The organism is Sphingomonas phyllosphaerae (genome assembly GCF_029623345.1).
Taxonomy (GTDB): domain Bacteria; phylum Pseudomonadota; class Alphaproteobacteria; order Sphingomonadales; family Sphingomonadaceae; genus Sphingomonas; species Sphingomonas phyllosphaerae_C.
In genome coordinates, this window is record NZ_JAPYKH010000027.1 from 16,745 (window position 1) to 40,327 (window position 23,583).

The 23,583-nt window shown below is 70.6% G+C and carries 24 protein-coding genes and 1 other RNA gene; 14 read left to right on the top strand and 11 right to left on the bottom strand.

The features are described from left to right. The first annotated feature begins 3 nt into the window (after positions 1–3). Positions 4–1,002 carry a tRNA lysidine(34) synthetase TilS gene (tilS, locus tag QBJ89_RS18255; RefSeq protein ID WP_277981898.1) on the top strand — a complete coding sequence of 333 codons (999 nt, stop codon included), beginning with the start codon at positions 4–6 and terminating at the stop codon, positions 1,000–1,002. A gap of 64 nt (positions 1,003–1,066) precedes the next feature. After that, on the top strand, positions 1,067–3,049 hold the full coding sequence (ftsH, locus tag QBJ89_RS18260; RefSeq protein WP_277981899.1) for an ATP-dependent zinc metalloprotease FtsH: 1,983 nt from the start codon (positions 1,067–1,069) through the stop codon (positions 3,047–3,049). A 371-nt stretch (positions 3,050–3,420) separates the two neighbouring features. On the opposite strand, the gene ligA is transcribed toward ftsH, so the two are convergent. Beyond that, positions 3,421–5,562 (bottom strand): NAD-dependent DNA ligase LigA, encoded by a 2,142-nt coding sequence (gene ligA / locus QBJ89_RS18265; protein WP_277981900.1) that lies wholly within the window; start codon positions 5,560–5,562, stop codon positions 3,421–3,423. A 282-nt stretch (positions 5,563–5,844) separates the two neighbouring features. After that, on the bottom strand, positions 5,845–6,276 hold the full coding sequence (locus tag QBJ89_RS18270; RefSeq protein WP_132908900.1) for an RrF2 family transcriptional regulator: 432 nt from the start codon (positions 6,274–6,276) through the stop codon (positions 5,845–5,847). 45 nt (positions 6,277–6,321) lie between these two features. Between QBJ89_RS18270 and ssrA the strand changes: the two genes are divergently transcribed. Continuing rightward, positions 6,322–6,662, top strand: a transfer-messenger RNA (tmRNA) gene (gene ssrA / locus QBJ89_RS18275). Between the two features lie 263 nt (positions 6,663–6,925). Here the strand turns inward: ssrA and QBJ89_RS18280 are convergent. The 3 genes from QBJ89_RS18280 to QBJ89_RS18290 all read right to left on the bottom strand — a co-directional run bounded on the left by QBJ89_RS18280 (position 6,926) and on the right by QBJ89_RS18290 (position 9,386). Beyond that, positions 6,926–7,090, bottom strand: coding sequence for a hypothetical protein (locus tag QBJ89_RS18280; protein WP_277981901.1), 165 nt, complete (start codon positions 7,088–7,090; stop codon positions 6,926–6,928). 170 nt (positions 7,091–7,260) lie between these two features. Next, a complete protein-coding gene (locus QBJ89_RS18285; protein ID WP_277981902.1) occupies positions 7,261–8,049 on the bottom strand; it encodes an SDR family oxidoreductase in 789 nt (262 codons plus the stop codon). A 191-nt stretch (positions 8,050–8,240) separates the two neighbouring features. Next, complete coding sequence (locus QBJ89_RS18290; RefSeq protein WP_277981903.1) at positions 8,241–9,386, bottom strand: acyl-CoA dehydrogenase family protein; 1,146 nt, start codon at positions 9,384–9,386, stop codon at positions 8,241–8,243. 387 nt (positions 9,387–9,773) lie between these two features. Here QBJ89_RS18290 and QBJ89_RS18295 point away from each other — a divergent pair, with 387 nt between their 5' ends. Continuing rightward, positions 9,774–10,325, top strand: coding sequence for a CHAP domain-containing protein (locus tag QBJ89_RS18295; RefSeq protein WP_277981904.1), 552 nt, complete (start codon positions 9,774–9,776; stop codon positions 10,323–10,325). An 18-nt stretch (positions 10,326–10,343) separates the two neighbouring features. On the opposite strand, the gene msrB is transcribed toward QBJ89_RS18295, so the two are convergent. Continuing rightward, complete coding sequence (gene msrB / locus QBJ89_RS18300; RefSeq protein WP_277981905.1) at positions 10,344–10,841, bottom strand: peptide-methionine (R)-S-oxide reductase MsrB; 498 nt, start codon at positions 10,839–10,841, stop codon at positions 10,344–10,346. 94 nt (positions 10,842–10,935) lie between these two features. Here msrB and QBJ89_RS18305 point away from each other — a divergent pair, with 94 nt between their 5' ends. The 8 genes from QBJ89_RS18305 (at position 10,936) to QBJ89_RS18340 (ending at position 15,979) form a co-directional block, all read left to right on the top strand. Beyond that, positions 10,936–11,286 carry a hypothetical protein gene (locus QBJ89_RS18305; protein WP_277981906.1) on the top strand — a complete coding sequence of 117 codons (351 nt, stop codon included), beginning with the start codon at positions 10,936–10,938 and terminating at the stop codon, positions 11,284–11,286. After that, positions 11,256–12,518 carry a glutamate-5-semialdehyde dehydrogenase gene (locus tag QBJ89_RS18310; RefSeq protein ID WP_277981921.1) on the top strand — a complete coding sequence of 421 codons (1,263 nt, stop codon included), beginning with the start codon at positions 11,256–11,258 and terminating at the stop codon, positions 12,516–12,518. Before QBJ89_RS18305 ends, QBJ89_RS18310 begins: the two co-directional genes overlap by 31 nt. Next, positions 12,515–12,772 carry a CopG family ribbon-helix-helix protein gene (locus QBJ89_RS18315; protein ID WP_277981907.1) on the top strand — a complete coding sequence of 86 codons (258 nt, stop codon included), beginning with the start codon at positions 12,515–12,517 and terminating at the stop codon, positions 12,770–12,772. The genes QBJ89_RS18310 and QBJ89_RS18315 overlap by 4 nt, the downstream gene beginning before the upstream one ends. A 40-nt stretch (positions 12,773–12,812) precedes the next feature. Then, positions 12,813–13,208, top strand: coding sequence for a type II toxin-antitoxin system RelE/ParE family toxin (locus tag QBJ89_RS18320; RefSeq protein ID WP_277981908.1), 396 nt, complete (start codon positions 12,813–12,815; stop codon positions 13,206–13,208). After that, positions 13,205–13,843, top strand: coding sequence for a nicotinate-nucleotide adenylyltransferase (locus QBJ89_RS18325; protein ID WP_277981909.1), 639 nt, complete (start codon positions 13,205–13,207; stop codon positions 13,841–13,843). Before QBJ89_RS18320 ends, QBJ89_RS18325 begins: the two co-directional genes overlap by 4 nt. 9 nt (positions 13,844–13,852) lie before the next feature. Continuing rightward, positions 13,853–14,248 carry a ribosome silencing factor gene (gene rsfS / locus QBJ89_RS18330; protein WP_277981910.1) on the top strand — a complete coding sequence of 132 codons (396 nt, stop codon included), beginning with the start codon at positions 13,853–13,855 and terminating at the stop codon, positions 14,246–14,248. A gap of 320 nt (positions 14,249–14,568) precedes the next feature. Further along, positions 14,569–14,991, top strand: a complete 423-nt coding sequence (locus QBJ89_RS18335; protein WP_277981911.1) for a 23S rRNA (pseudouridine(1915)-N(3))-methyltransferase RlmH — start codon at positions 14,569–14,571, stop codon at positions 14,989–14,991. Positions 14,992–14,995: 4 nt separating this feature from the next. Next, on the top strand, positions 14,996–15,979 hold the full coding sequence (locus tag QBJ89_RS18340; protein ID WP_277981912.1) for a murein hydrolase activator EnvC family protein: 984 nt from the start codon (positions 14,996–14,998) through the stop codon (positions 15,977–15,979). A 336-nt stretch (positions 15,980–16,315) separates the two neighbouring features. Here QBJ89_RS18340 and QBJ89_RS18345 read toward each other — a convergent pair whose 3' ends face one another. The 4 genes from QBJ89_RS18345 to QBJ89_RS18360 are packed head-to-tail and all read right to left on the bottom strand — an operon-like array spanning position 16,316 to position 19,759. Further along, on the bottom strand, positions 16,316–17,257 hold the full coding sequence (locus QBJ89_RS18345; RefSeq protein WP_277981913.1) for a Gfo/Idh/MocA family protein: 942 nt from the start codon (positions 17,255–17,257) through the stop codon (positions 16,316–16,318). Further along, the gene (araD1, locus tag QBJ89_RS18350; protein ID WP_277981914.1) at positions 17,254–18,249 is read right to left on the bottom strand and encodes an AraD1 family protein; all 996 of its coding nucleotides are present in this window, start codon (positions 18,247–18,249) and stop codon (positions 17,254–17,256) included. The genes QBJ89_RS18345 and araD1 overlap by 4 nt, the downstream gene beginning before the upstream one ends. Continuing rightward, positions 18,246–18,884: a 2-dehydro-3-deoxy-6-phosphogalactonate aldolase gene (locus QBJ89_RS18355; RefSeq protein ID WP_277981915.1), complete on the bottom strand. Its 639-nt coding sequence runs from the start codon at positions 18,882–18,884 to the stop codon at positions 18,246–18,248. The genes araD1 and QBJ89_RS18355 overlap by 4 nt, the downstream gene beginning before the upstream one ends. Continuing rightward, complete coding sequence (locus QBJ89_RS18360) at positions 18,881–19,759, bottom strand: 2-dehydro-3-deoxygalactonokinase (RefSeq protein WP_277981916.1); 879 nt, start codon at positions 19,757–19,759, stop codon at positions 18,881–18,883. The genes QBJ89_RS18355 and QBJ89_RS18360 overlap by 4 nt, the downstream gene beginning before the upstream one ends. 98 nt (positions 19,760–19,857) lie before the next feature. Here QBJ89_RS18360 and QBJ89_RS18365 point away from each other — a divergent pair, with 98 nt between their 5' ends. Continuing rightward, positions 19,858–20,736: an SMP-30/gluconolactonase/LRE family protein gene (locus tag QBJ89_RS18365; RefSeq protein WP_277981917.1), complete on the top strand. Its 879-nt coding sequence runs from the start codon at positions 19,858–19,860 to the stop codon at positions 20,734–20,736. 242 nt (positions 20,737–20,978) lie between these two features. Here the strand turns inward: QBJ89_RS18365 and QBJ89_RS18370 are convergent, their stop codons facing one another. Continuing rightward, positions 20,979–22,295: a sugar MFS transporter gene (locus QBJ89_RS18370; RefSeq protein ID WP_277981918.1), complete on the bottom strand. Its 1,317-nt coding sequence runs from the start codon at positions 22,293–22,295 to the stop codon at positions 20,979–20,981. Positions 22,296–22,473: 178 nt separating this feature from the next. Between QBJ89_RS18370 and QBJ89_RS18375 the strand changes: the two genes are divergently transcribed. After that, positions 22,474–23,583 (top strand): aldose epimerase family protein (locus QBJ89_RS18375; protein WP_277981919.1); only part of this gene is annotated, 1,110 nt, incomplete at its 3' end.

Sequence of the window (23,583 nt, forward strand, 5' to 3'; positions counted from 1 at the left end):
AACGTGACGCCGCTGCCCGCGGCGGCGGTGGCGCGCTTCGCCGACGATTTGCGTTGCGTCGTCGCGCGCGCGCACGCGGTCGCCGCGGTCGAGCGCGTTGGCCGGGTCGCGGTGGCGGTGTCGGGCGGGCCTGATTCGGTCGCGTTGCTGCTGCTCGCCGCCACGGCCATGCCGGGCGAGGTGGTCGCGGCGACGGTCGACCACCGGCTCCGCGCCGCGGGCGCGGACGAGGCGGCGACCGTGGCGGCGCTCTGCGAGCGGCTCGGTGTGCCGCATGCCACGCTCGTCCCCGCGGCGCCGATCGCGGGCAGCTCGCTCCAACGCCGCGCGCGCGAGGCGCGCTACGCGCTGCTGACCGACTGGGCCGCGCGCGAGCGGGTCGACGCTTTGCTTACCGCGCACCACGCCGATGATCAGGCCGAGACGCTCCTGATGCGGCTCAACCGCGCCTCGGGGCTGGCCGGGCTGAGCGCGATCCGCGCGGCGCGCCGCGAGCGGGGGACGCTGCTGCTGCGCCCGCTGCTGGCGTGGCGCCGCGCCGAGCTGCGCGCGCTGGTGGAGGCGGCGGGGGCGACCTTCGTCGACGACCCGTCGAACGCGGATCCGCGGCACGATCGCACCCGAGTCCGTGCCGCGCTCGCCGCCACCCCCGCGCTCGACCCGGCGGCGCTCGCCGCCTCGGCCGGCTATCTCGCCGAGGCAGAGGAGGTGATCGCGCGGCTGACCGAGCGGCTTTGGGGCGAACACTGGCACGGCCCCGATCGGCTCCTCGCAGTCGGCGACGAGCCGCGCGAACTGCGCCGCCGACTCCTCCGCCGCGCGCTCCACGCGATTCGGGCGCAGCACGCGATCGTGCGACCGGCCTTCACCGATTCGTCCAATATCGAGCCACTGCTCGACGCACTCGAGGCACGGTGCGGCGCGACCCACGCCGGCGTTAAGGTAGAAGTGCACGAGGAAGGCTGGGTTTTTCGCGTAGCGCCGCCGCGTCGATCACTCTGACCGACGCTGTTCCATTGCCATTAACCCGTCGTGGCTTACATTGCGTTCGTTGGAAAGGTACCCGATGAACGACAACGACAGGCAACGCGGGAACGGCGGCGGCGACAATGGCGGCGGCGGCAACCCTAATCCCTGGATGAAGAGCCTGCTGATCTGGGTCGGCGTGCTGCTCTCGCTGGCGGTGGTGGTGACGCTGTTCGACGGTCGCACGACGACGTCGCAAGGCAATACCGTGGCCTACTCCACCTTCCTCGACAAGGTCGATGAGGGCACGGTGAAGGACGTCAACGTCAGCCGCGACATCATCACTGGCAGCTTCTCGAACGGCGACAAGTTCCGCACCTATCCGGTGCAGGACTCGGGCCTGATCGAGCGGCTGCGCAAGGCGGGCGTCGAGGTGGCGGGCAAGCCGGAGGAGGGGCCGTCGATCTGGATGGTGCTGCTCTACCAGTCGCTGCCGTTCCTGCTGTTCCTCGGCATCGCCTTCTTCGTGCTGCGCCAGATGCAGAAGGGCGGCGGCGCAGGCGGCGCGATGGGCTTCGGCAAGAGCCGCGCGCGCATGCTGACGCAGAAGGAAGGCAAGGTCACCTTCGATGATGTCGCCGGCATCGACGAAGCGCGGGCCGAGCTCACCGAAATCGTCGACTTCCTCAAGGATCCGACCAAGTTCGCGCGCCTCGGCGGCAAGATCCCCAAGGGTGCGCTGCTAGTCGGCTCGCCGGGCACCGGCAAGACGCTGCTGGCGCGCGCGATCGCAGGCGAGGCGGGCGTCCCCTTCTTCACCATCTCGGGCTCGGACTTCGTCGAGATGTTCGTCGGCGTCGGCGCCAGCCGCGTCCGCGACATGTTCGAGCAGGCCAAGAAGTCGGCGCCGTGCATCGTCTTCATCGACGAGATCGACGCGGTGGGTCGCCACCGCGGCGCCGGCCTTGGCAACGGCAATGACGAGCGCGAGCAGACGCTCAACCAGCTGCTGGTCGAGATGGACGGTTTCGAGGCCAACGAGGGAATCATCATCGTCGCGGCCACCAACCGCCCCGACGTGCTCGACCCCGCGCTGTTGCGTCCGGGCCGCTTCGACCGCCAGGTGGTGGTGCCGCGCCCCGACATCGACGGCCGCGTGAAGATCCTCGAGGTCCACATGAAGAAGGTGCCGCTGGCGCCCGACGTCGACGCGCGGGTAATCGCGCGCGGCACGCCGGGCTTCTCGGGCGCCGATCTCGCCAACCTCGTCAACGAGGCCGCGCTGACGGCGGCGCGCAAGGGCAAGCGCCTGGTCGCGATGGCCGAGTTCGAGGAGGCGAAGGACAAGGTCATGATGGGCGCCGAGCGCCGCTCGATGGTCATGACCGAGGACGAGAAGCGCATGACCGCCTATCACGAGGCGGGCCACGCGATCGTCGCGCTGCACGAGCCAGCGTCCGATCCGATCCACAAGGCGACGATCATCCCGCGCGGCCGCGCCTTGGGCATGGTGATGCGCCTGCCCGAGCGTGACAGCTACAGCTATCACCGTGACAAGATGTACGCGAACCTGGCGGTGGCGATGGGTGGGCGTGTCGCCGAGGAAGTGATCTTCGGCTATGACAAGGTGTCGAGCGGCGCGAGCGGCGACATTCAATATGCCACAGGGCTGGCGCGCGACATGGTCACCAAATGGGGCATGTCCGACAAGGTCGGCCCGGTCGAGTATGCCCAGCCCGAGGGCGAGAGCTTCCTTGGTTACTCGTCGAGCCAGCCGGTGCGGATGTCCAACTCCACCGCGCAGCTGATCGACGACGAGATCAAGGCGATCGTCGAGGGCGGGCTGCATCGCGCCAAGCAGGTGCTGACCGACCACCTCGACCAGCTCCACTCGCTCGCCGGCGCGCTGCTCGAATATGAGACGCTGACGGGTGAGGAGATCAAGCGCCTGATCGCCGGCGATGACATCGGTCGCGCCGACCACGGGCCGAAGGCGCCCGCGATGCCGGCGGCGGGGACGTCGATCCCGAAGACCAAGCGCCCGTCCGGGCCGTTCGGGAGTGCGTCGCCCGCCGGGGCATGAGTCGCTCACCGACCGGAAAATAGGAGAGGGCGGCCTGCGGGTCGCCCTTTCTTGTTGGAGAGCTGGGGCCTGCTTTCCGACGGCCCGTCATCGCGGGCTCGGTCCGGGATCCACCCGGCCGCATATCGCTCGGCCGATAGGTACGCGGATGAGTGGATACCGGAACACGTCCGGGATGACGGCAGGGAGAGCGGGCGGAGGCGATCACGCGAGAGCCGCGTTTCCGTTCGACCGAGAGCGCAACGGCTTGCCAAGTTCGATGTGCTCTCGCGCCCGCGGGAGCCAACGTCTTCGAGCGACACCGCCGGGTCCTGGGCCTCTGCGTTCGCAGGAGCACGGCAGCGATGCCCCGCTTCCACGCCCCTGATCCTTCACCCCGCCGCGGCGGCGACGATCGCGATCCACCCCGCCTCGTCGACGACGCGGATGCCGAGCTCGGCCGCCTTCTTCGCCTTCGAGCCCGCGCCGGGCCCTGCGACCAGCAGGTCGGTCTTCTTCGACACCGCGCCGGAGACGTGCGCGCCGAGCGACTCCGCTTGCGCCTTGGCCTCGTCGCGGCTGAGCGTCTCCAGCGTGCCGGTAAAGACGACGGTCTTGCCCGAGACCTCCGACGCGACGGTCTCGACGCGGAAGTCGGGCGGCGACACCTCGGCGAGCAGGTCGTGCCACACCTTGCGGTTATGCTCCTCATGGAAGAAGTCGGCGAGCGCGTGGCCGACCGCGGCGCCGATGTTCTCCACGCCGATCAGCTCGGCGATCGCCTTGTCGAGCCGGGTGCGGAGCCGGCCCTCCTCCTCGCCGAGCGCGGCCGTCGTGCGCTCGCGCAGCGCGATCAGCTCGTCCGCCAGCGCCGCGACCGCGGGCAGGGTGACATAATGTTTGAGCAGGTCGCGCGCGGTGACGATGCCGATATGGCGTATGCCGAGGCCGAACAGCAGTCGCGCCGCGTCGGGCTGGCGTCGTGCCTCGATCGCGGCGAGCAGGGCGTCGACCGATTTGGCCTGCCAGCCCTCGCGCCCGACCAGCTCCTCGCGGTGCGCGGCGAGGCGGAAGATGTCGGCGGGCTCGGCGATCCAGCCGAGCGCGACGAACTCCACCAGCGTCTTCTCGCCCAGCCCGTCGATGTCGAGCGCGCCGCGGCTGACGAAATGCTTGAGCCGCTCGAGCCGCTGCGCCGGGCAGATCAGCCCGCCGGTGCAGCGCACGTCGACCTCGCCCTCCTCGGCGACCGCCTCACTGCCGCAGCGCGGGCAATGGTCGGGGAAGACATAGGGCGCACGCTCGGCGTCGCGCGGCAGCACCTCAACGATTTGCGGAATGACGTCGCCGGCGCGCTGGAGCAGCACGCGGTCGCCGACACGTGCGTCAAGCCGTGCGATCTCGTCGCGATTGTGCAGCGTCGCGTTGGTGACGACCACGCCGCCGACGGTCACCGGGGTGAGCCGCGCGACGGGGGTGAGCTTGCCGGTGCGGCCGACCTGGATGTCGATCGCCTCCAGCACGGTCTCGGCGCGCTCGGCGGGGAATTTATGCGCGATCGCCCAGCGTGGTGCGCGCCCGACGCTGCCGAGCCGCTGCTGATAGTCGAGCCGGTCGACCTTGTAGACCACGCCGTCGATGTCGAACGGCAGATCGGCGCGCTGATGCTCGATCGCGCGATAGACCGCCAGCGCGATCGCGACGTCGTCGCAGCGCGCGAAAGCGTCGGCGATCGGAAAGCCCCAGGCGCGCAGCGCGGCGACGATCGCCTCCTGCGTCTCGCCGGGCACTGCGCTGGCCTCGCCCCAGCCGTGCGCGAGGAAGCGCAGCGGGCGCGCCTGGGTCACCGCGGCGTCCTTCTGGCGCAGCGAGCCCGCCGCGGCGTTGCGCGGATTGGCGAAGCGGCGCGCTTCCTTGCCGCTCGCCTCGGCCTCCGTGGCAAGCCGCTGGTTGAGCGCGGCGAAGGCGGTCTTCTCCATATAGACTTCGCCGCGTACCTCGAAGACGGCAGGCGCGTCGGCGGGCAGCGCGCGAGGGATGTCGCCGATCGTCAGCACGTTGGCGGTGACGTCCTCGCCGGTGGTGCCATCACCGCGGGTGAGCGCCTGGACCAGCCGGCGCTCCTCGTAGCGCAGCGAGCAGGACAGGCCGTCGATCTTGGGCTCGGCGGTGAGCGCGACCGGCGCGTCGTCGGCCAGTCGCAGGAACCGGCGCACGCGGCGAACGAACTCTTCCACCTCCTCATCAGCGAAGGCATTGTCGAGGCTCATCATCGGCCGCGCATGCGCGACTTTGGCGAGGTGCGTGGCGGGCGCCGCCCCGACCTGGCGACTGGGCGAGTCGACGCGGATCAGCGCGGGAAAGGCGGCTTCGATCGCAGCGTTGCGGCGGACCAGCGCGTCATAGGCGGCGTCGCTGATCTCGGGCGCATCGTCGGTATGGTAGCGCGCGTTGTGGTGCGTGATCTCGCGCGCGAGCTGTTCCAGTTCGGCGGCGGCGTCGGTCTCGGTGCTGGGCAGCGGCGCGTCGGTCATGCGCGATGGGGTAAGCGGGGCGTGGCAGTGGGTCTAGTAGGGAGGGCGAGCGCCGCCCGCTGATTGCCGAGCCGAAGCTCCTTCGTTCGTCATTCCCGCGAAGGTGGGATTCCGAACGCGCTGACGCTGCGGCAAGAGGAGAAACGTCGGCGTTCCTGGGTCCCGGCCTGCGCGGGCATGACGATCGAGGTGTGAACACCGATGAACGAACGACGAAGCGTGACCGACGTCGGCCAACACCCACCACTAACGCCGTGCTCAACGCACGCGCGCGCTCCCGCCTCAGGCCGCGGCGAGCTGGTTCGCGGTGGCGTCGGCCAAGCTGGTGCCGTCGAGGATGCGCGCGGTCTCGTCGCGCACGCGCATCATCGCGTGGCGGATCGCGCATTCGGCCTCGCTCTTGCAGTCCTTGCACGAGCGATAGGCGGTGCGGCTGACGCAGGGCACCAGCGCGAGCGGCCCCTCGATCACGCGGATCACCTCGCCGAGTGAGATCAGATGCGCCGGGCGCGACAGCACGTAACCGCCCATCTTGCCGCGGTGGCTGTGGAGCAGGCCGGCGTCGCGCAGGTCGGCGAGGATCAGCTCGAGGAACTTGCGCGGCACATTGGCCTCGGCGGCGATCCGGGTCATCGGGATCGGCGGCGATCCGGCCGGCGCGCCCGCCAGGAATAGCATGGAGCGAAGGGCGTAACGGGACCGCTGGGTGAGCATAACGCAGTATATACAGGGATATTGTGGCGGGCAAATGGCCGTCCGGGGCTTTTCCCGCGATGTCCGACCGCCTATATGACTCGCGTCGGGTTCTACCCGGCTATGGCGATAAACTGCGGCGTACAATAGGCGCAGCGGACCCGGGGGCAGTACCCGGCGGCTCCACCATCGCGGCTGCACGCAGCCGCGCTGACGGGGCCGAACCAGGATCGACGTGTGTTGAAAAGCGCTGTTTTCGCTCGGAATGGGACCACCGCAACGGCCCATTACACAAGTGCCAACGATAACGAAGCACTCGCGATTGCGGCGTAACTGATGGCCTAACGGCCTGACGTTACACCAAGAAAGCGCGGTTGGACCCCACCGGGCAACAGAAGGGGATTCCAGCGGTACGGGAGGCACCGGGCAACAGAAGCCTCCCACTCACAGCATCTTCGACGACCGGCGTCCTGCTTCGAGCGCACGGACTGGGCACGGTCACGACCTTGCACGTGATCCTGGCTCCTTCGCGATGCCACGTCCGCACGTCGACGAATTCAGGCGCTTTGAGGTCAAGAGGAGAGTGGCAACGCGGGCATGCGGCGCCGCGGAACCATGTCCCGCGCGCGCCGTCGCCGTGGTGTCGTCGGTTGCGGGTACGCGCGCCCGATCAATCGTCGCCGAGCAGCGACGATTTGCGCGGGATCGTCTCGCCCTTTGGTTGCCCCTTGTCGAGGGTGTCGCTGGGGCGGCGCGCGTCGCCCTCGTGCTGATGCTCGGTGGAGAGATTGGGCCGCTCGGTCAGCTCGGTTGGCTTGGTGTCGTTCTTGTCCATGCACCGTCTCCTTCTTCGAGGAAACGGGTGAGGAAGGAGGCGCGTTCCGGATCACTTGAGCTGGCCACGTCTCTGGCCGCCGCCTCCACTCCCCCTTCAAGTCGAATAGTCCACGAGCCGAACGGATGGAGCGGGTTGGTGCTTGAGGTCGTCCGCCGCGCCCGCCCCGTTCACGCGTCGATGCCGCCCCCCAGCGAGGCGTTGACCAGCCCGCCGTCGACCGCGATCGTCTCGCCCACCACATAATCGCCCGCGCGCGAGGCGAGGAAGATCGCGGTGCCCGCCATGTCCTCCGCCTCGCCGATGCGCCGCGCGGGGATGCGCTTCGCCACCGCGTCGCCATGGTCGCGCGCGGCGCGGTTCATCTCGCTGGCGAACGCGCCCGGCGCGATCGAGCTGACGTGGATGCCGTCCTCGACCAGCCGCGCCGCGAGGCGGCGGGTGAGATGGATCAGTGCCGCCTTGGACGCCTGATAGCTATACGTCTCCCATGGATTGAGCCGCAGCCCGTCGACCGAGGTGATGTTGATCACCTTGGCGGGCGGGTGGGCTGCGGCGCCGGCGCGGAGCAGCGGGTGCATCGCCTGGGTCAGGAAGAAGGGTGATTTGACGTTGAGGTCCATCACCTTGTCCCAGCCGCTCTCGGGAAAGTCGGTGAAGGGCACGCCCCAGGCCGCGCCCGCGTTGTTGACGAGGATGTCGAGCCGCTGCGCGCGCTCGCCCAGTGCCGCGGCGAGCGCGCGGCAGCCCGCCACCGTCGACACGTCCATCGGCAGCGCGTGGCAGTGCTCGCCCAGCGCGGCGGCGGTTTCCTCGCACGCCTCGGCCTTGCGGCTCGAGACATAGACGGTCGCGCCCTGCGCGACGAAGCCCGCCGCGATCATCCGCCCGATGCCGCGGCTGCCCCCGGTCACAAGCGCGACGCGGCCGTCGAGCCGGAACAGATGGTCGGTGTTCATGTGCCTCTCCTGTGCCATGTTCGGGAAGTTGCCTCCCTTTGCCCATCATCACCGGGATTGCGCCAGGGTGGTCCGTTCCGCGGCTTCCCACCAACGTCATCCCCGCCTTCGCGGAGAGGACGGGGTGGGGTTTACGCGTCGAACGCTCCCGCCAATCCTCTCGCCGCCGAGGTCCTGCGCCGAAAACCCGCTCACCCGCCGCGCTTCAGCGTCTCGCGCGCGATGATCAACTGCTGGATCTGGCTGGTGCCCTCGTAGATGCGAAACAGCCGCACGTCGCGGTACAGCCGCTCGATCCCGTAATCGGCGATATAGCCCGCCCCGCCGTAGATCTGCACTGCGCGGTCGGCGACGCGACCGACCATCTCGCTGGCGTAATATTTGGCCGCCGCGCTCTCCAGCACCACGTCGGTGCCTGCGTCCTTCGCCGCCGCAGTCTCGAGCACCAGCGCGCGCGCGGCGAGCGCCTCGGTCTTGCTGTCGGCGACCATCGCCTGGATCAGCTGGTGCTCGGCGATCGCCTTGCCGAACTGGCGCCGCTCGCTGGCATAAGCGACGCAGTCGGCGATCAACCGCTCGGCGACGCCGACGCACACCGCCGCGATATGGAGCCGCCCGCGGTCGAGCACGCGCATCGCGATCTTGAACCCCTCTCCCTCCGCGCCGAGCCGGTTGGCGACGGGCACCGCGACGTCGTCGAGGTGGAGGTCGGCGACCTTGGCGCCTTTCTGCCCCATCTTCTTCTCGGGCTCGCCCACCGACACGCCCGTCAGTGTACGCGGTACCAGGAAGGCGGAGACCCCGCGGCCGCCGGGCGCGTCGCCGGTGCGCGCCATCACGGTGAAGAGGTCGGCGCGGTCCGCATTGGTGATGTAGCGCTTGGTGCCCGAGAGCCGGTAGACGTCGCCGTCGCGCACCGCGCGCGTCGCCACCGCGCCGGAGTCGCTGCCGACGCCTGGCTCGGTCAGCGCGAAGCTGGTGACGATCTCGCCCGCGGCGATGCGCGGCAGCCACTCGGCCTTCTGCTCGGGCGTGCCGGCGAGCACCAGTCCCTGGCTGCCGATCCCGACGTTCGTCCCGAAGGTGGAGCGGAAGGCCGGCGTGGTGCGCCCCATCTCGATCGCGACCCGCGCCTCCTCCGCCATGGTGAGGCCGAGACCGCCATAATCCTCCCCGATCGAGAGGCCGAACAGCCCCATGTCGCGCATCTCGGCGACGACCGCATCGGGCACGGTGTCGTCGGCCTCGACCTGCGCCTCAAGCGGGCGAAGCCGCTCGGCGACGTAACGACGGACGGTGTCGATCAGCGCGGCGAAGGTGTCGGGGTCCAGGGCCATGGCAGGGCAGTCGACTGTTGCGGGTGCGGCGATCCTAAGCAGGCGACCGACGGTCTACAAGCCGCCAGCCAGACCCGATCTTCGAAAAGACCGTCCCGAGCTCGCTCGAAGCGCATACTGTCGCGAGGAATGGCGCGCGGGAACGCGGATCGCGGATGTGCGCGCGTCGGCGACGACGTGCGAATGCGACGATTCGGCGGCAATATGAGGGTGTTTTTAACCGCTGATTTACACTGCGGGACAGCAACGCTGTCCTTTTCTCGCAACCTGTGTTCGGCTCACCGCCGCGGCAACTCGACTCGTCCGGAAAGGTTCCGGCGGCATTTGTCCGGTCACGGTTCGCCGCGTAGCAGAGGCTCATCAGTTTCGAGAGACTGGGGGTCACCCGTGAATTCCAAGGCTCTGACAGTGCGATTCGCGCTGGTGGTATCGTGCGCGCTGATGACGGTGGCGCCGGCGCAGGCGCGCTACCTGCAGTGCGTTCCCTTCGCGCGCGAAGTCTCGGGCATCGAGATCCGCGGCAATGCCAACACCTGGTGGGGCCAGGCCGCCGGCCGCTACGAGCGCGGTCACGTGCCGGTGGAAGGCGCGGTGATGGCCTTCAAGGCGACCCGCGGCATGCCGATCGGCCACGTCGCGATGGTGAGCCGGATCGTCAGCGACCGCGAGGTGCTGCTCACCCATGCCAATTGGTCCCGCCGCGGCGGGATCGAGCGCGACGTCCGCGCGATCGACGTCTCGCCGGCGGGCGACTGGAGCGCGGTGCGCGTCTGGTATGCCGGTAACGGCGATCTCGGCACGAGCAGCTACCCGCTCGCGGGCTTCATCTATCCGGACAAGGCGCCGGCGCCCGATGCAGAGGCACCGCTCGCGCCCATGACGATCGCGACCACGGCCGCGGCCCCGGTGGCGGGCGCGCTGCCGGTCGACGGCGACTAAGCGGATCGCGCGCTCGACTCACGCACCCCGGAAGGTCATCGCCACGCCATTCATGCAATAGCGCTTGCCCGTCGGCGGCGGGCCGTCGTCGAAGACGTGGCCGAGATGCCCGCCGCAGCGCCGGCAATGCACCTCGACGCGCGCCATGCCGAGGCTGCGATCAGTCCGCGTCGCCACCGCGTCACGCAGCGGGGCGTAGAAGCTGGGCCAGCCGGTCCCGCTGTCGAACTTCGTCTTGGACGAGAACAGCGGCGCGGTGCAGCCCTTGCACGCGAACGTGCCGGCGCGATGCTCGTCGTTGAGCGGGCTGGTGAAGGGCCGCTCGGTGCCCTCGTGGCGCAGCACGTCATAGGCGGCAGGCCCGAGCTGCTGGCGCCACTGCGCGTCGGTCTTGCTCACCGCGAAGCGTTCGGGCGCGGCTTCGGCCTGATGCCCGCATCCCACCAGCGCGACGCCGGCGGTGCCGAGCGAGGCGAGCGCGAGAAAGCGACGGCGGTGGAGCGGGATGTCGGTCATCACGCGGATATAAGACCGCGCCGGCGTCTCGCCAGGGCGCAGGACCAGGAAAAGCTCGCATGGGTTAAGACGCGGCAGCGGAGCTCCTTTTCCCATGTCCTTCCAGCAGCTCGATCCGCCGCTCCCCGGTCGATGTGCTCGATCGCGGCGCGGGCTACGCTTTCACGGTAACGATTATGGCCAGGAACATAATCTCATCTGGGTCACCGCTCTCAACGAGACCGGCGAGATCTGGGTTGCACCCAATCCGCGCGTCCTTCTGCAGGCGAACTGGACGGTGGGTCGCGCCAAGCCCCCCGCGGTCGCCACGGCGCGCGACGGCGCCTATGTCGCCGAGGTGCCGCTGACCGCACCCCTTCGTAGCGTGACGCACCGGCTGGGCGCGGCGGACCCCGCGTGCTACGCCAGCGAGCGATGCTCGATCCGCAGTCCATCCCCGTCCTGATCAACACGATGACGGCGCGCGCGCGCGCCGCGGCGCACGCGCTTGCCGCCGCCGAGGACGTGACCAAGGCACGCGCGCTGCACGCCGCCGCGGCGGCGCTGCGCGACCATGCGGCGATGATCCTCGACGCCAATGTCGAGGACGTGGCGCGCGCGAGCGACAACGCGCTCTCGCCCGCGCTGATCGACCGGCTCCGCCTCGATGCCGCGCGGCTTGAGGCGACAGCGACGGGGGTCGCCGCCGTCGCGGCGCTCGCCGATCCGGTCGGGCAAGTGATCGATCGCACCATCCGCCCCAACGGTCTCGCGCTCAGTCGCGTCCGCGTGCCAATCGGCGTGATCGGCATCGTCTATGAGAGCCGCCCCAACGTCACCGCCGACGCCGCGGCGCTGTGCGTCCGCTCGGGCAATGCGGTGATCCTGCGCGGCGGTTCGGAGGCGGTGGCGAGCAACCGCGCGCTCCACGCCGCTCTGGTCGAGGGGCTGGTCGCGGGCGGTCTGCCCGCCGACGCGGTCCAGCTCGTGCCCACCACCGACCGCGCCGCGGTCGGCGCGATGCTCGCGGCGGACGGCGCGATCGACCTGATCATCCCGCGCGGCGGCAAGAGTTTGGTCGCGCGCGTCCAGGCCGAGGCGCGCGTGCCGGTGCTGGCGCATCTCGATGGCGTCAACCACGTCTTCGTCCACGCCTCGGCCGATCCCGACATGGCGCGCGCGGTGGTGATCGACGCCAAGCTGCGCCGCACCGGCGTGTGTGGCGCGATGGAGACGCTGCTGATCGATCGCGCCTGGCCGCACGCCGCCGCGCTGCTCGCCGCGCTGGCGGACGCGGGTTGCGCGCTGCGCGGCGACGCGGCGGCCCGGGCGCTGCTGCCGGCGATCACGCCCGCCGCGCCGAGCGACTGGGACGCCGAATATCTCGACTCCATCGCCGCGGTGGCGCTGGTCGACGGGCTCGGCGGCGCGCTGGCGCATATCGCGCGGCACGGATCGCATCATACCGACGCGATCGTCGCCGAAGACGAGCGTGTGGCGGAGCGCTTCCTCGCCGCCGTCGACTCGGCGATCGTGCTGTGGAACGCCTCGACCCAATTCGCCGACGGTGCGGAATTCGGGCTCGGCGCCGAGATCGGCATCGCCACGGGGCGGCTGCACGCGCGAGGCCCCGTCGCGCTGGAGGGGCTGACGACCTACAAATGGATCGGGCGCGGCACCGGCCAGGTGCGGGGGTGAACCCGCGCGCGATCACCGCCGAGCTCGACGACGCGACCGTGGCGCTGGTCGACTCGATCGCGGCAGCGCGCGGCATCACCAGCGCGGCCTTCGCCGCCTCGGCGATCCGCGACGCGGTGGCGCGCGAGGCGGTGGCCGACGGTTTTGTCCAACGCGGCATCGACCAGGTCGAGCGCGGCGAGACGGTCGACCATGACGAGGTGATGCGCGCGCTGGAGGCGATGATCGCGCGGCATCGCGCGCGATGCGGCTAGCGCCCGTCGCGATCACGCCGCGCGCGACGATGTCGGCCGCGTGAGCGACTGGTGGAGCGGACCGCCTGCCCGTCGTCGCGTCAGCGCGCTTGCGCCGAGCACGGCGCCCGTGGTGTGGGCGCGCGTCGCCCTCGACGATCTGATCGCGATCGATGCCTGGCTCGACGAGCATGTCTCGCCCGCGACCGCACTCGCGATGGTGTCCGCGATCCGGCGTCGCGCCGATTTCCTGCGCGACTTCCCTTATGGCGGCCGGCGACACTGCCGCGACACGCGCGTGCTGCGCGTGCTCGGGACGCCCTATCTGATCCATTATCGGCTGGCGACGCAGCGCTGCGAGGTGCTTCGCGTGTACCACGAGCGTGAGGACTGGCGCGAGGACGACGCGAGCTTCCGCCCCGCAGCGACGCGCGGCGATCAGGCGGGGCTGACGTGAGCCGTCGCATCGGCCTGCTCGGCGGCTCGTTCAACCCGGCGCACCGCGGCCACCGCCACCTCACGCTGGCGGCGATCCGCGCGCTCGACCTCGATGAGGTATGGTGGCTGGTCTCGCCGGGCAACCCGCTCAAGCCGCGCCGCGGCATGTCGCCGCTGCCGGCGCGGCTCGCCTCGGCCCGCGCGATGGCGCGACGCGCCCCGATCCGCGCCACCGACATCGAGGCGCGGCTGCGTACGCGCTACACGGCGGACACCTTGTCCAAGCTCTCGCGGCGCTACCCGCGTGCGCGCTTCGTGTGGATGATGGGATCGGACAATCTCGCGCAATTCCATGAGTGGCAGCGCTGGCGCACGATCGCGCGGACGATGCCGATTGCGGTGGTGGCGCGTCCGGGTTATGATGCGCGTGCCCTCGCGGCGCCCGCGATGGGTTGGCTGCGGCGCTTTCGGCGGCCCGCACGCCAGGCGAGGAAGTGGACCGAGTGGAGTGTGCCAGCCCTGGTGCTGCTACGTTTCCGCCCTGACCCGACGTCCGCGACGCAGCTTCGCGCCGCCGACCCTGCCTGGCACGTTCGTTTCGCCGATCCCATATCCACGACTGACACGCCCGCCGCAGCGTCCGCGGCATCTTGAGGAGCCACCTTGTCCGCCACTGACCCCGTTCATCGCACCGCCGACGCCGACCAGGCCGCGGCGCTGCACCAGCTCGTCCTGCAATCGCTCGACGACGACCAGGCGGTGGACACGATATCGATCCCGCTCGCGGGCAAGTCGTCGATCGCGGACCATATGGTGATCGCCAGCGGGCGCTCGACCCGCCAGGTCGCCTCGATGGCGTCGAAGCTGGCCGAGAAGATCAAGGGCGAGACCGGGCGCTCGGCGCGGATCGAGGGGCTGCCCAGCGCCGACTGGGTGCTGATCGACGCGGGTGACGTGATCGTTCACCTCTTCCGCCCCGAGGTGCGCAGCTTCTACAATCTGGAGCGGATGTGGTCGTTCGGCGACGCGCCGCCCGCGGCCGGAGTGGCACAGGGCTGACGGCATCGCCGCCTCTGGAAGGTGTGTCGCGGCATCGTCGTCATCCCGGCTTTGAGCCGGGATCCAGCCTTCCGCGGGAGGGACGCCGGCCGCTCTCACGGCACGCTGGATCCCGGGTCGAGCCAGGGATGACAGGTGACGCGAGCCGCTTTGCGACAATGAACATCCTGGGTCCGGAGCCGAGGATTGTGGCGCGGGGCGGGGCTGACGGTCGTGGTAGGCGCGGCCTCCGCCAGGCAACGTCCCTGCGTCCGGGAGGATCACGGGCCCTCCCACACACATCGGATGACGCCGCGGCGCGCAGCCGCTAACCTTGCTCCATGCTGCTCCACATCGTCGCGCGCGGACGGATCGGGCGTTCGCCTGAGGCCGAGCTGGTCGACCGCTATCTCAAGCGGATCGTCTGGCCGACGCGGCTGAGTGAGCTGCCCGACCGCGGCGGTCGCGAACCCGACCGACCGGCGCAGGGCCGCCGCGTGCTGCTCGACGAGAAGGGCGAGATGCTCGGCTCCGCCGCCTTCGCCGCGACGCTTGGTCGCTGGCGCGACGACGGGGTGCGCGAGGCGCGTTTCCTGATCGGCGCAGCGGACGGCTTCGGCGACGCCGAGCGTGCCGAGGCTGACCTGCTGCTCTCCTTCGGCCGCGCGACGTGGCCGCATCTGCTCGCGCGCGCGCTGCTCGCGGAGCAATTGTTCCGCGCCACCAGCATCCTCGCCAACCACCCCTATCATCGTGAGGGCTGAGCCGGTGCGCGCCTCCCGGCTCGGCGCGCTGCTCGCGCTAGCGCTGCTGGCACCGTCCGCCGCGGCGCTGCCGGACGCGTCGGCGCGGCGCGCGGGTGCGCAACTCGCTGGCGCCGAGGCGGAGATCGCCGCGGAGCGCACCCGCGCCGGCGTGATCGCGGCACGGCTGGCGCGACAGCGCGCCGCCCTCGCCGCCGAGCAGGGGCCGATCGTCCGGCTCGTCGCCGCGGTGGCGGCAGTGGCGCGACGGCCGCGCGCCGCGCTGCTGGTACGTCCCGGCACCGTGGCCGATCTCGTCCACGTCGAGGCGGTGCTCGGCGCCGCGACACCGCGGCTGCAACGCCGCACCGTCGCGCTGCGCGGCGCGCTGGCGCGGACGCGCGCGCTCGCGATGAGCGCGGCGGCGACGGAACGCGTGCTCGCCGCCGAGCGCGCGCGGCTGGTCGAGGCACGCGAGCGGCTCGCCGCGCTGAGCGACGACGACGAACGCGCGCTCGCGCTGGAAGAAGCCGCGCGCGACACCGCCGATCGCATTGCCGCGCTGGGCGGCGCACAGGCGGTGCTGGGCGATCTCATCGCGCTGCCGGGGCCGCCGGGCGGCACCACCGCGCCGCGCTCGCTCCAGCCGGCCTATCGCCTGCCCGTGCGCGGGCGGCTCGTCACCGGTCTGGGCGAGCTGTCAGACAATGGCGTGCGCTCGCGCGGGCTGACGCTGGCGGTGCCGCGCGGCGCGGCGGTGGTCGCGCCGGCGGGCGGGGTGGTACGCTACGTCGGCGGCTTCCGCAGCTACGGCACGATCGTGATCATCGATCACGGCGCGGGCTGGCAGACGTTGGTCACCGGCATCGCGATGCCGGCGGTGCGGCGTGGCGCGACGATCGCCGCCGGCGCCGCGCTCGGCCACGTCCCAGAGAGCGGCGAGGCGCGCGTCACGGTCGAACTGCGACGGCGCGGCACCCCCGTCGATGTGGCGCAGCTGTTGGGGTGACGAGAGGAGGCCTGTGTCGCCGCTGGGATGGGGCGACGCGCGTGCCGGGAGCGCTCAGGCTAGGTCGTTTTCGCGCACATGCGTGACCTCTGCGAACGCACCATAGCCGCTCGTCACTCAGCTGTTCTCCCGCGACCGCGGGAACCCAGGGTCAGGCAGGGTAACGGCCCGCGACGCTCGGGACTCCTCGGCTCCCGCATGCGCGCGAGCACGAAGGATCTGTCGTAACGATGTCGCGAACGTGCGAGTCCACACCCGAGCAGAGTGACGACCAGCCACGCCCTCGATCCCTGGCCTCGCGCGTGCAGGAGACAACAGGGCGAGGAGGCCGCGCCCTCACTCCACGAAAGGTTCGACGGCGATATGCCGACCGCGCAGGAAGGCGTCGGCGACCAGCCGCAGCGGCGCGACGTCGACGTCGGACTCGCCGGCCCGGACGATCTCGGCGAAGCGGCTATACAGGCCCGGATATTCGCCGTGGAGGTCGGCGTCGTGCGCCAGCGCCTCGGCGCCATCGACCGTCAGCACCGAGCCGCCCTTGGCGAGCAGCAGCGTCCCCGCGTCGGTTTCGACCTCGATATCCCAATGCTGCGGCCCCTCCTGGCGGAAGTCGAGGTCCATCGCGATCGCGCTGCCGGCGATGTCGCGAAAGGCGACGCGCGCAGCGATTGGTGCGGCGCGGTTCGACGGCACGTCCAGCTCCGCCGTCTCGACGAAGAAGGGGCGCGGCAGGATCCGCGTCGCGATCGACAGCGCGTTGATGCCGGGATCGAACACGCCGAAGCCGCCGGGCTCCCAGATCCAGTCCTGTCCCGGGTGCCAGACGCGCACGTCCTCGCGCCAGGTGATCGTCGCGCGCTTGACCTCGCGCGCGGCGAGCCAGGCGCGCGCCGGTTCGACACCGTCGGCATAGCGCGAGTGCCAGCTGGCGAAGAGGCTGACGCCACGCGCGGTAGCCGCGTCGTGCAAGGCAGCCACCTCGGCCAGCGTCGCGCCCGGCGGCTTCTCGAGGAAAACGTGCCAGCCCTGCTCGATCGCGAACTGCGCGATGGCGCGGCGCACCTGCGGCGGGGTGCAGAGCGCGACCGCGTCGACCGGAACGCCGCTGGCGGCGAGCGCCTCGACGTTGGGGAAGAAGGGCAGGCCGTTGACCGGCTCGCCGTGGCGGCTGACCGTCGCGACCAGCTCGAGGTCGGCGTTGCCGGCGATCGCGGGCAGGTGCTGGTCGTGCGCGATCTTGCCCATGCCGACCAGCGCGAGGCGAATCGGGGCGCTCACAGCGCGCGCACCTCGACCGGCGCGTCGGGCGCGTCGGTCAGCGGGTTGCGCAGCGGCAGCGCGAACGGCGCGGCGCTGATCTCGAACACGTCGCCGGGCTGGGTCTTGACGCCGTCCGCCACCGACAAGGTCGCGGTGCCGAAGAAATGGACGTGGACGTCGCCGGGCCGGCGGAAGCCGGCATATTTGAAATGGTGGTGCTCGAGATTGGCGAGGTGGTGCGACATATTGTCCTCGCCGGTCAGGAACGGCTTCTCCCACAAGGTCGCGCCGTCGCGGACGATGCGGCTGGTGCCGCGGATGTCCGCCGGGGGCGTGCCGAGCAGCAGCTCGGGGCCGAGCGCAGCCTGGCGCAGCTTGGAATGCGCCAGCCAGAGGTAATTGTGCTTTTCGGTGACGTGGTCGCTGAACTCGTTGGCGAGCGCGACGCCGAGGCGATAAGGCGTGCCGTCCTCGCCGATCAGATAGATGCCGGCGAGCTCGGGCTCCTCGCCGCCGTCCTGCGCGAAAGCGGGCGAGGCGAGCGGCGCCTCGGGCGCCACCAGCGACTGGCCGTCGCCCTTGTAGAACCACTCGGGCTGCTGGCCGACCGCACCCGCGGCGGGCTTGCCGCCCTCGACGCCCTCGAGGAACATCCGCATCGAATCGGTCTGGTGCGCGGCGTCGGCCGCGGCCTTGTGCATCTTGTCGCGCCCTTCCGCCGAGCCGAGATGGGTCAGTCCGGTGCCCGCGAGCAGCAGCCGCGCGCCGTCCTCATGGTCGATCGCCGGGAGCAGGCGCTTGGCGTCGAGCTCGGCGGCGAGATCGACCGTCTCGTCGGTGCGGCGCGCCGCGGCGGCTTCGGCGAGCGTGGTGCCGCGCGCGATCGCCTCCAGCGCGAGCGCGCGCGTCGTGTCGACGCCGTCGAGGAAACAGGCGCTGTCACCCTCGGCGAGGATGACACGGCGACGACCGTCGTCGCCACGATGCTGAAGCAGGCGGGTGAAGCTCATGCGAGGTCCTTGAGCGCGGTGATATACTGGCGGGCGTCCACGCCCACCGCCTCGGCCGACTTGCCGGGGCGGTAGAGGTTGGAGCCAAGCCCGAAGCCGTTGGCGCCCGCGGCGCGCCACTCGGTCATGTTGTGCGGGGCGATGCCGCCGACCGCGAGCATCCGCGTCGCCTTGGGCAGCACCGCGCGCTGCGCCTTGAGGAAGGCGGGAGTGGTGCCGTCGGCGGGGAAGAGCTTCAGCGCGGTGGCACCCGCGGCGAGCGCGGCGAAGCCCTCGCTCGGGGTGAAATAGCCGGGCAGCGACACCAGCCCGGCGGCGACGCTGGCGCGGATCACCTCGGGGTTCGTGTTGGGTGAGACGATCAGCGTGCCGCCCGCGTCCTGCACCCGCGCGACGTCGTCGGTGGTGAGCACGGTGCCGGCGCCGACCATCGCGCGGCCGGCGAGTCGGTCGGCGAGCAAGCGGATGCTGTCGAATGGGTCGGGCGAGTTGAGCGGCACCTCGAGCAAGGTGAAGCCGGCCTCGACCAGCGCGTCGCCCACCGCGGGCGCCTCGGCGGGGGTGAGGCCGCGCAGGATCGCCACCAGCGGCGCCTGACGGAAGGCGGCGTCGAACGCCGCGAGATGGTCGGTCATCGGGTCATCTCCCACAGCCGGTGGATCCCGGCGGCGAAGGCGCGCTCGCTGTCGAGCGCCAGAGCGGTGCCGCCGCATGCGTCGATCGCGGCGGCGTAGAGCGTGGCGAGGTCGCCGCTGGCGAGCAGCTGGACCGGGCGGCCGTTGAGATCGGTGCGCGCGCCGACGTCGGCGCCGATCAGCACGCCGCTGGCGAAGCTGGCGGCATCGATCGCGTCAAGCCGGTCGAGCAAGACGCGCGCGCGCACCTCGAACAAGGCGACGGTGAGGTCGCGCGCACCCGCGCCGCGCGCGACACCGGCGCGGAAGGCGGCGCCATCGGCGACCGCCCCGTCGAGCATCGCGCTGAGAATGCCGTGGCCGCGCAGCAGCGCGAACAGCTCGCCCGTCAGCGCGGTGGCGACATCGGTGATCTGACCGGCGGTGGTGGCGATCCACTTGTTGTGCGTGCCGGGCTGGCAGAACAAAGCGTCGTCGGGAGCAAGCCCCGCGGCGAGCGCGCCGAGCACCTGCACCTCCTCGCCGCGCATCACGTCGGCGCGCTCGCCGCTGCGCAGCGCGACGCCGGGGAGCAGCAAAGCGTTCGCGTCGGGCAGGCGCAGTGCGCCGGCGGCGAGCGTGGCGAGGTCGGCGGGGGCGGCGACATAGGGCACCTCGCGCCAGCCGCGGTTGGAGCCGACCATGCCGGCGGCGATCACCGGCAGCTCGCCCAGTTGAGCACGCAGCGCCGCCAGCTCCGCGGGATAATCGTCGGCACTGAGTGCGAGCACGCCGCGCGAGTCGCGCATCGCTTCGCCAAACGTCCCGTCCGCCGCCACGCGCCAGGCGCGGCGGTTGGTCGTGCCCCAGTCGATGGCGATATAGTCGCCCGCCACGCATCCCTCCTAATCTATTTGTAAGACATAAACCGCTGTGCGATCAGGTCAAGCCGGTGCCGGCGCGGACCGGCGACAGAGCAGAAGGAGAGCGGACGATGGCGGACGAGGTGACGACGCTGTGGCGCGGCGGCGCGCTGCTGGGCGAGGGGCCGGCCTGGGACCCCGCGCGCGGCGTGCTGTGGTTCACCGACATCAAGCGGCGCCGGGTCCATCGCTACGATCCCGCGAGCGGCGCGGTGACGCAGTGGGACGCGCCGGCGCAGGTCGGCTGGGTGCTGCCCGCCGACGATGGCGCGCTGATCGCGGGGCTGCAGACCGGGCTGGCGCGCTTCGATCCCGACACCGGCGACTTCACGCATCTCGCCGAGGTCGAGCCCGAGCTGCCCGGCAATCGTCTCAACGACGCCACGGTGGCACCCGATGGCACGATCTACTTCGGCTCGATGGACGATAGCGAGAGCGGCCCGACCGGGCGCGTCCACCGCTGGGACGGCAGCGCGGCGATGGCGACCGCGATCCCCGCGGTGGCGATCACCAACGGCCCCGGCATCGCGCCGGACGGGCGCACGCTCTACCATGTCGACACGGTCGGCGGGGTGATCCACGCGGTCGCGCTCGCGCCCGACGGCACCACAAGCGCGATGCGCGACTTCGCGCGGATCGATCCGCTTGACGGTCATCCCGACGGGGTGACGGTCGATTCGGAGGGCAACGTCTGGGTCGGGCTATGGGGCGGCTGGCGTGCGCGGCTCTACTCGCCCGCGGGCACGATCCTGCGCGAGGTGCGGCTGCCTGCGTCGAACGTCACCAAGGTAGCGCTGGGCGGGCCCGACCTGCGCACCGCCTACGTCACGACAGCCAGCATCGGCCTCGACGACGCCGCGCGCGCGGCGCAGCCGGAGGCGGGCGGGCTGTTCAGCTTCGCGGTCGAGGTGCCGGGCCAGCCGTTGCCGCTGGCGCGAGCGGCCGGGTGAGCGGCCGGCACTCATGGTCTATACCCGTGATGTCGTCCCGTTCGTGCTGAGGAGCCGCTGAGCCTGTCGAAGCACCGTCGCGCGCGCGGCGACGTCGCTTTGCGACGTGGCTTCGACGAGCTCAGCCTCTCCTCAGCGCATCGGCTGGGTCGCATCACTGTCTCGGCGCAACGACCAGAAGGCCGGCGCTCTCCCGAGGGAGCGCCGGCCGTCCGGTACTCATCGGCGGCGCGTCGCTACCCCTAGGCGGCGGTCTCCTGCGCGGCCGCGTCCGGGAAGGCGTTGGTCGCCTTGGCGCCCCATAGCGCGTAGAACAGGATGTAGAGTTCGCACGCCGCGGTCAGCAGGAACGATGGCTGGAGCCCGAACGTGTCGGCCAGCTTGCCCTGCACCACGACCAGCGCGCCGCCCGCGATCGCCATGATCAGCAGCCCCGAGCCCTCCTCGGTGAGCGGCCCCAGCCCCTTGATCCCAAGCGTGAAGATCGTCGGGAACATGATCGAGTGGAACAGCCCCACCGCGATCAGCGACCACATCGCCGCGGGTCCGGTAGTGAATACGGTGATCAGCATCACCACGAAGGCGCCGATGGAAAAGGCCGCCAGCACCGTCTCGGCCGGGATCCGCTGCATGATCGCCGAGCCGACGAAACGGCCTATCATCATGCCGCCCCACAGCAGCGTGAGATACCGCCCGGCCTCCTCCGCGGTGACGTTGGCGATGGTCGGCTGGCTGACGAAGTTCACGAACAGGTTGGCGACGCCGATCTCGGCGATCAGGTAGATGAAGATAGCGGGAATGCCGAACACGAGGTTGCGGTGCTTCCACAGCGAATGGTGCTTGCGCTCCTCCTTGGCCAGCCGGCTCGTCGCCGAGCCCATCGCGGGCAGCGGGAAGCGCGCGATCACCACCGCGAGGACGACCAGCACGATCGCGACCAGCACATAGGGCAGCACGACCGAGTGCGCGTCGGCGAGCCGCTCCGCCGGGGTCAGCACGGTACCCGTCTGTGCGGTGCCGCCCTTGGACCGGCCGAGGATGAGATAGGCGCCGAACAGCGGCGCCAGCATCGTGCCGGCCGAGTTGAGCGCCTGCACCAGGTTGAGCCGCGACGAGGCGGTCTCCGGCGGGCCGATCACCGCGACATAAGGGTTGGCGGCGACCTGGAGCAGGGTGATGCCACTGGCGATCACGAATAGCATCACCAGCGTCACGCCGTAGGACGGCAGGCTCGCGGCGAGCACCATGCCGACCGCGCCGAGCGCCATGATGATCAGCCCGGTGACGAGCGACTTTTGGTAGCCGATCCGCTCGATCAGCTTGGCCGACGGGATCGAAGCGAAGAAGTAGGCGATGAACCAGACGCTTTCGATCAGCGTCGTCTGGGTATAATTAAGGTCGAACACGCTGCGCAGGTGCGGCAGCAGCGTGTTGTTAATGACGGTGATGAAGCCCCACATGAAAAACAGGCTAGCCAGCAGCGTCAGCGCGGGACGGTAGGCGACGCCCGCCCCGCCCCCCGTCGCGACAGCGCCGCTGGCAATCGGTGGTCCGGCCATCATCCTCTCCTTGTGACGCGCGGAACTGGGTTGCGCGTGCTCGATATGTCTGACTATATTCCGGGCGGTCGCCGGGTCAATGCGGAATTGCCGCGGGACGGCGCCGTTGTGGCGCGTGCGCTAGGACGTTCGGGAGAGGTCGGCAATGGTCAGGTTGGCTGCGTGTGGCGGATGGGTGATGGCGGCCGGCGGCCTGATGGTGGCGGCGAGCGCCGATGCGGCGACCGCGAAGCGCGAGGCGTTCGGCCAGCTCCCCGACGGCACCGCGATCGAGGCGGTGGTGCTCAGCGGCAGCAACGGCGTCAGCGCCCGCGTGATGACGCTGGGCGCGACGCTGCAGTCGCTCAACGTGCCGGGACGCGACGGCAAGGTCGCCGACATCACGCTCGGTTACGACGACGCCGCCAGCTACGTCACCAAACCCAATTTCTGGGGCCAGACCGTGGGCCGCTACGCCAATCGCATCCGCGGCGGCAAATTCGCGATCGACGGCAAGAGCTACCAGCTGCCGCTCAATGACAAGACCAACTCGCTCCACGGCGGCACGAAGGGCTTCGACAAGGTGATCTGGAAGATCACCGAGGTGAAGTCCGGCCCCAGGGCGAGCGTCACCATGGTAATGACCAGCCCGGCGGGCGACCAAGGCTATCCCGGCACGCTCCAGGTGACCGCGACCTACAGCCTCGACGATGCCGGCGCGCTGATGATCGATCTCGGCGCCAAGACCGACGCGCCGACGATCGTCAACCTCACTAACCACGCTTTGTTCGACATGGCGGGCGAGGGCTCGGCCGGCGGCATCTACGCGCAGAAGCTGACGATCCCGGCGAAGCGTTACACCCCGGTCGACGCCACGCTGATCCCGACGGGCGAGCTCACGCCGGTGGCGGGCACGGTGTTCGACTTTACGCAAGGCCGCGTCGTCGGCGAGGGCGTGCGCGACGGGCGCGACCCGCAGATCGTGATCGGCCGCGGCTACGATCATAATTTCGCGCTCGACAAGGGGGCCACCAAGGACCCGCAGCTCGCTGCGCGACTGGAGGACCCGGTGTCCGGGCGCGTGCTCGAGGTGCTCACCACCGAGCCGGGCGTGCAATTCTATTCGGGGAATTTCCTCGACGGTTCGCTGATCGGCAAGTCGGGCCATGTCTATCGCATGGGCGACGGCATCGCGCTGGAGCCGCAGAAATTCCCGGACACGCCCAACCAGCCGGCGTTCGGCTCGGCGCGGGTCGATCCGGGCAAGCCCTATCACCACATCATGGTCTTCCGCGTCTCGACGGCGCGC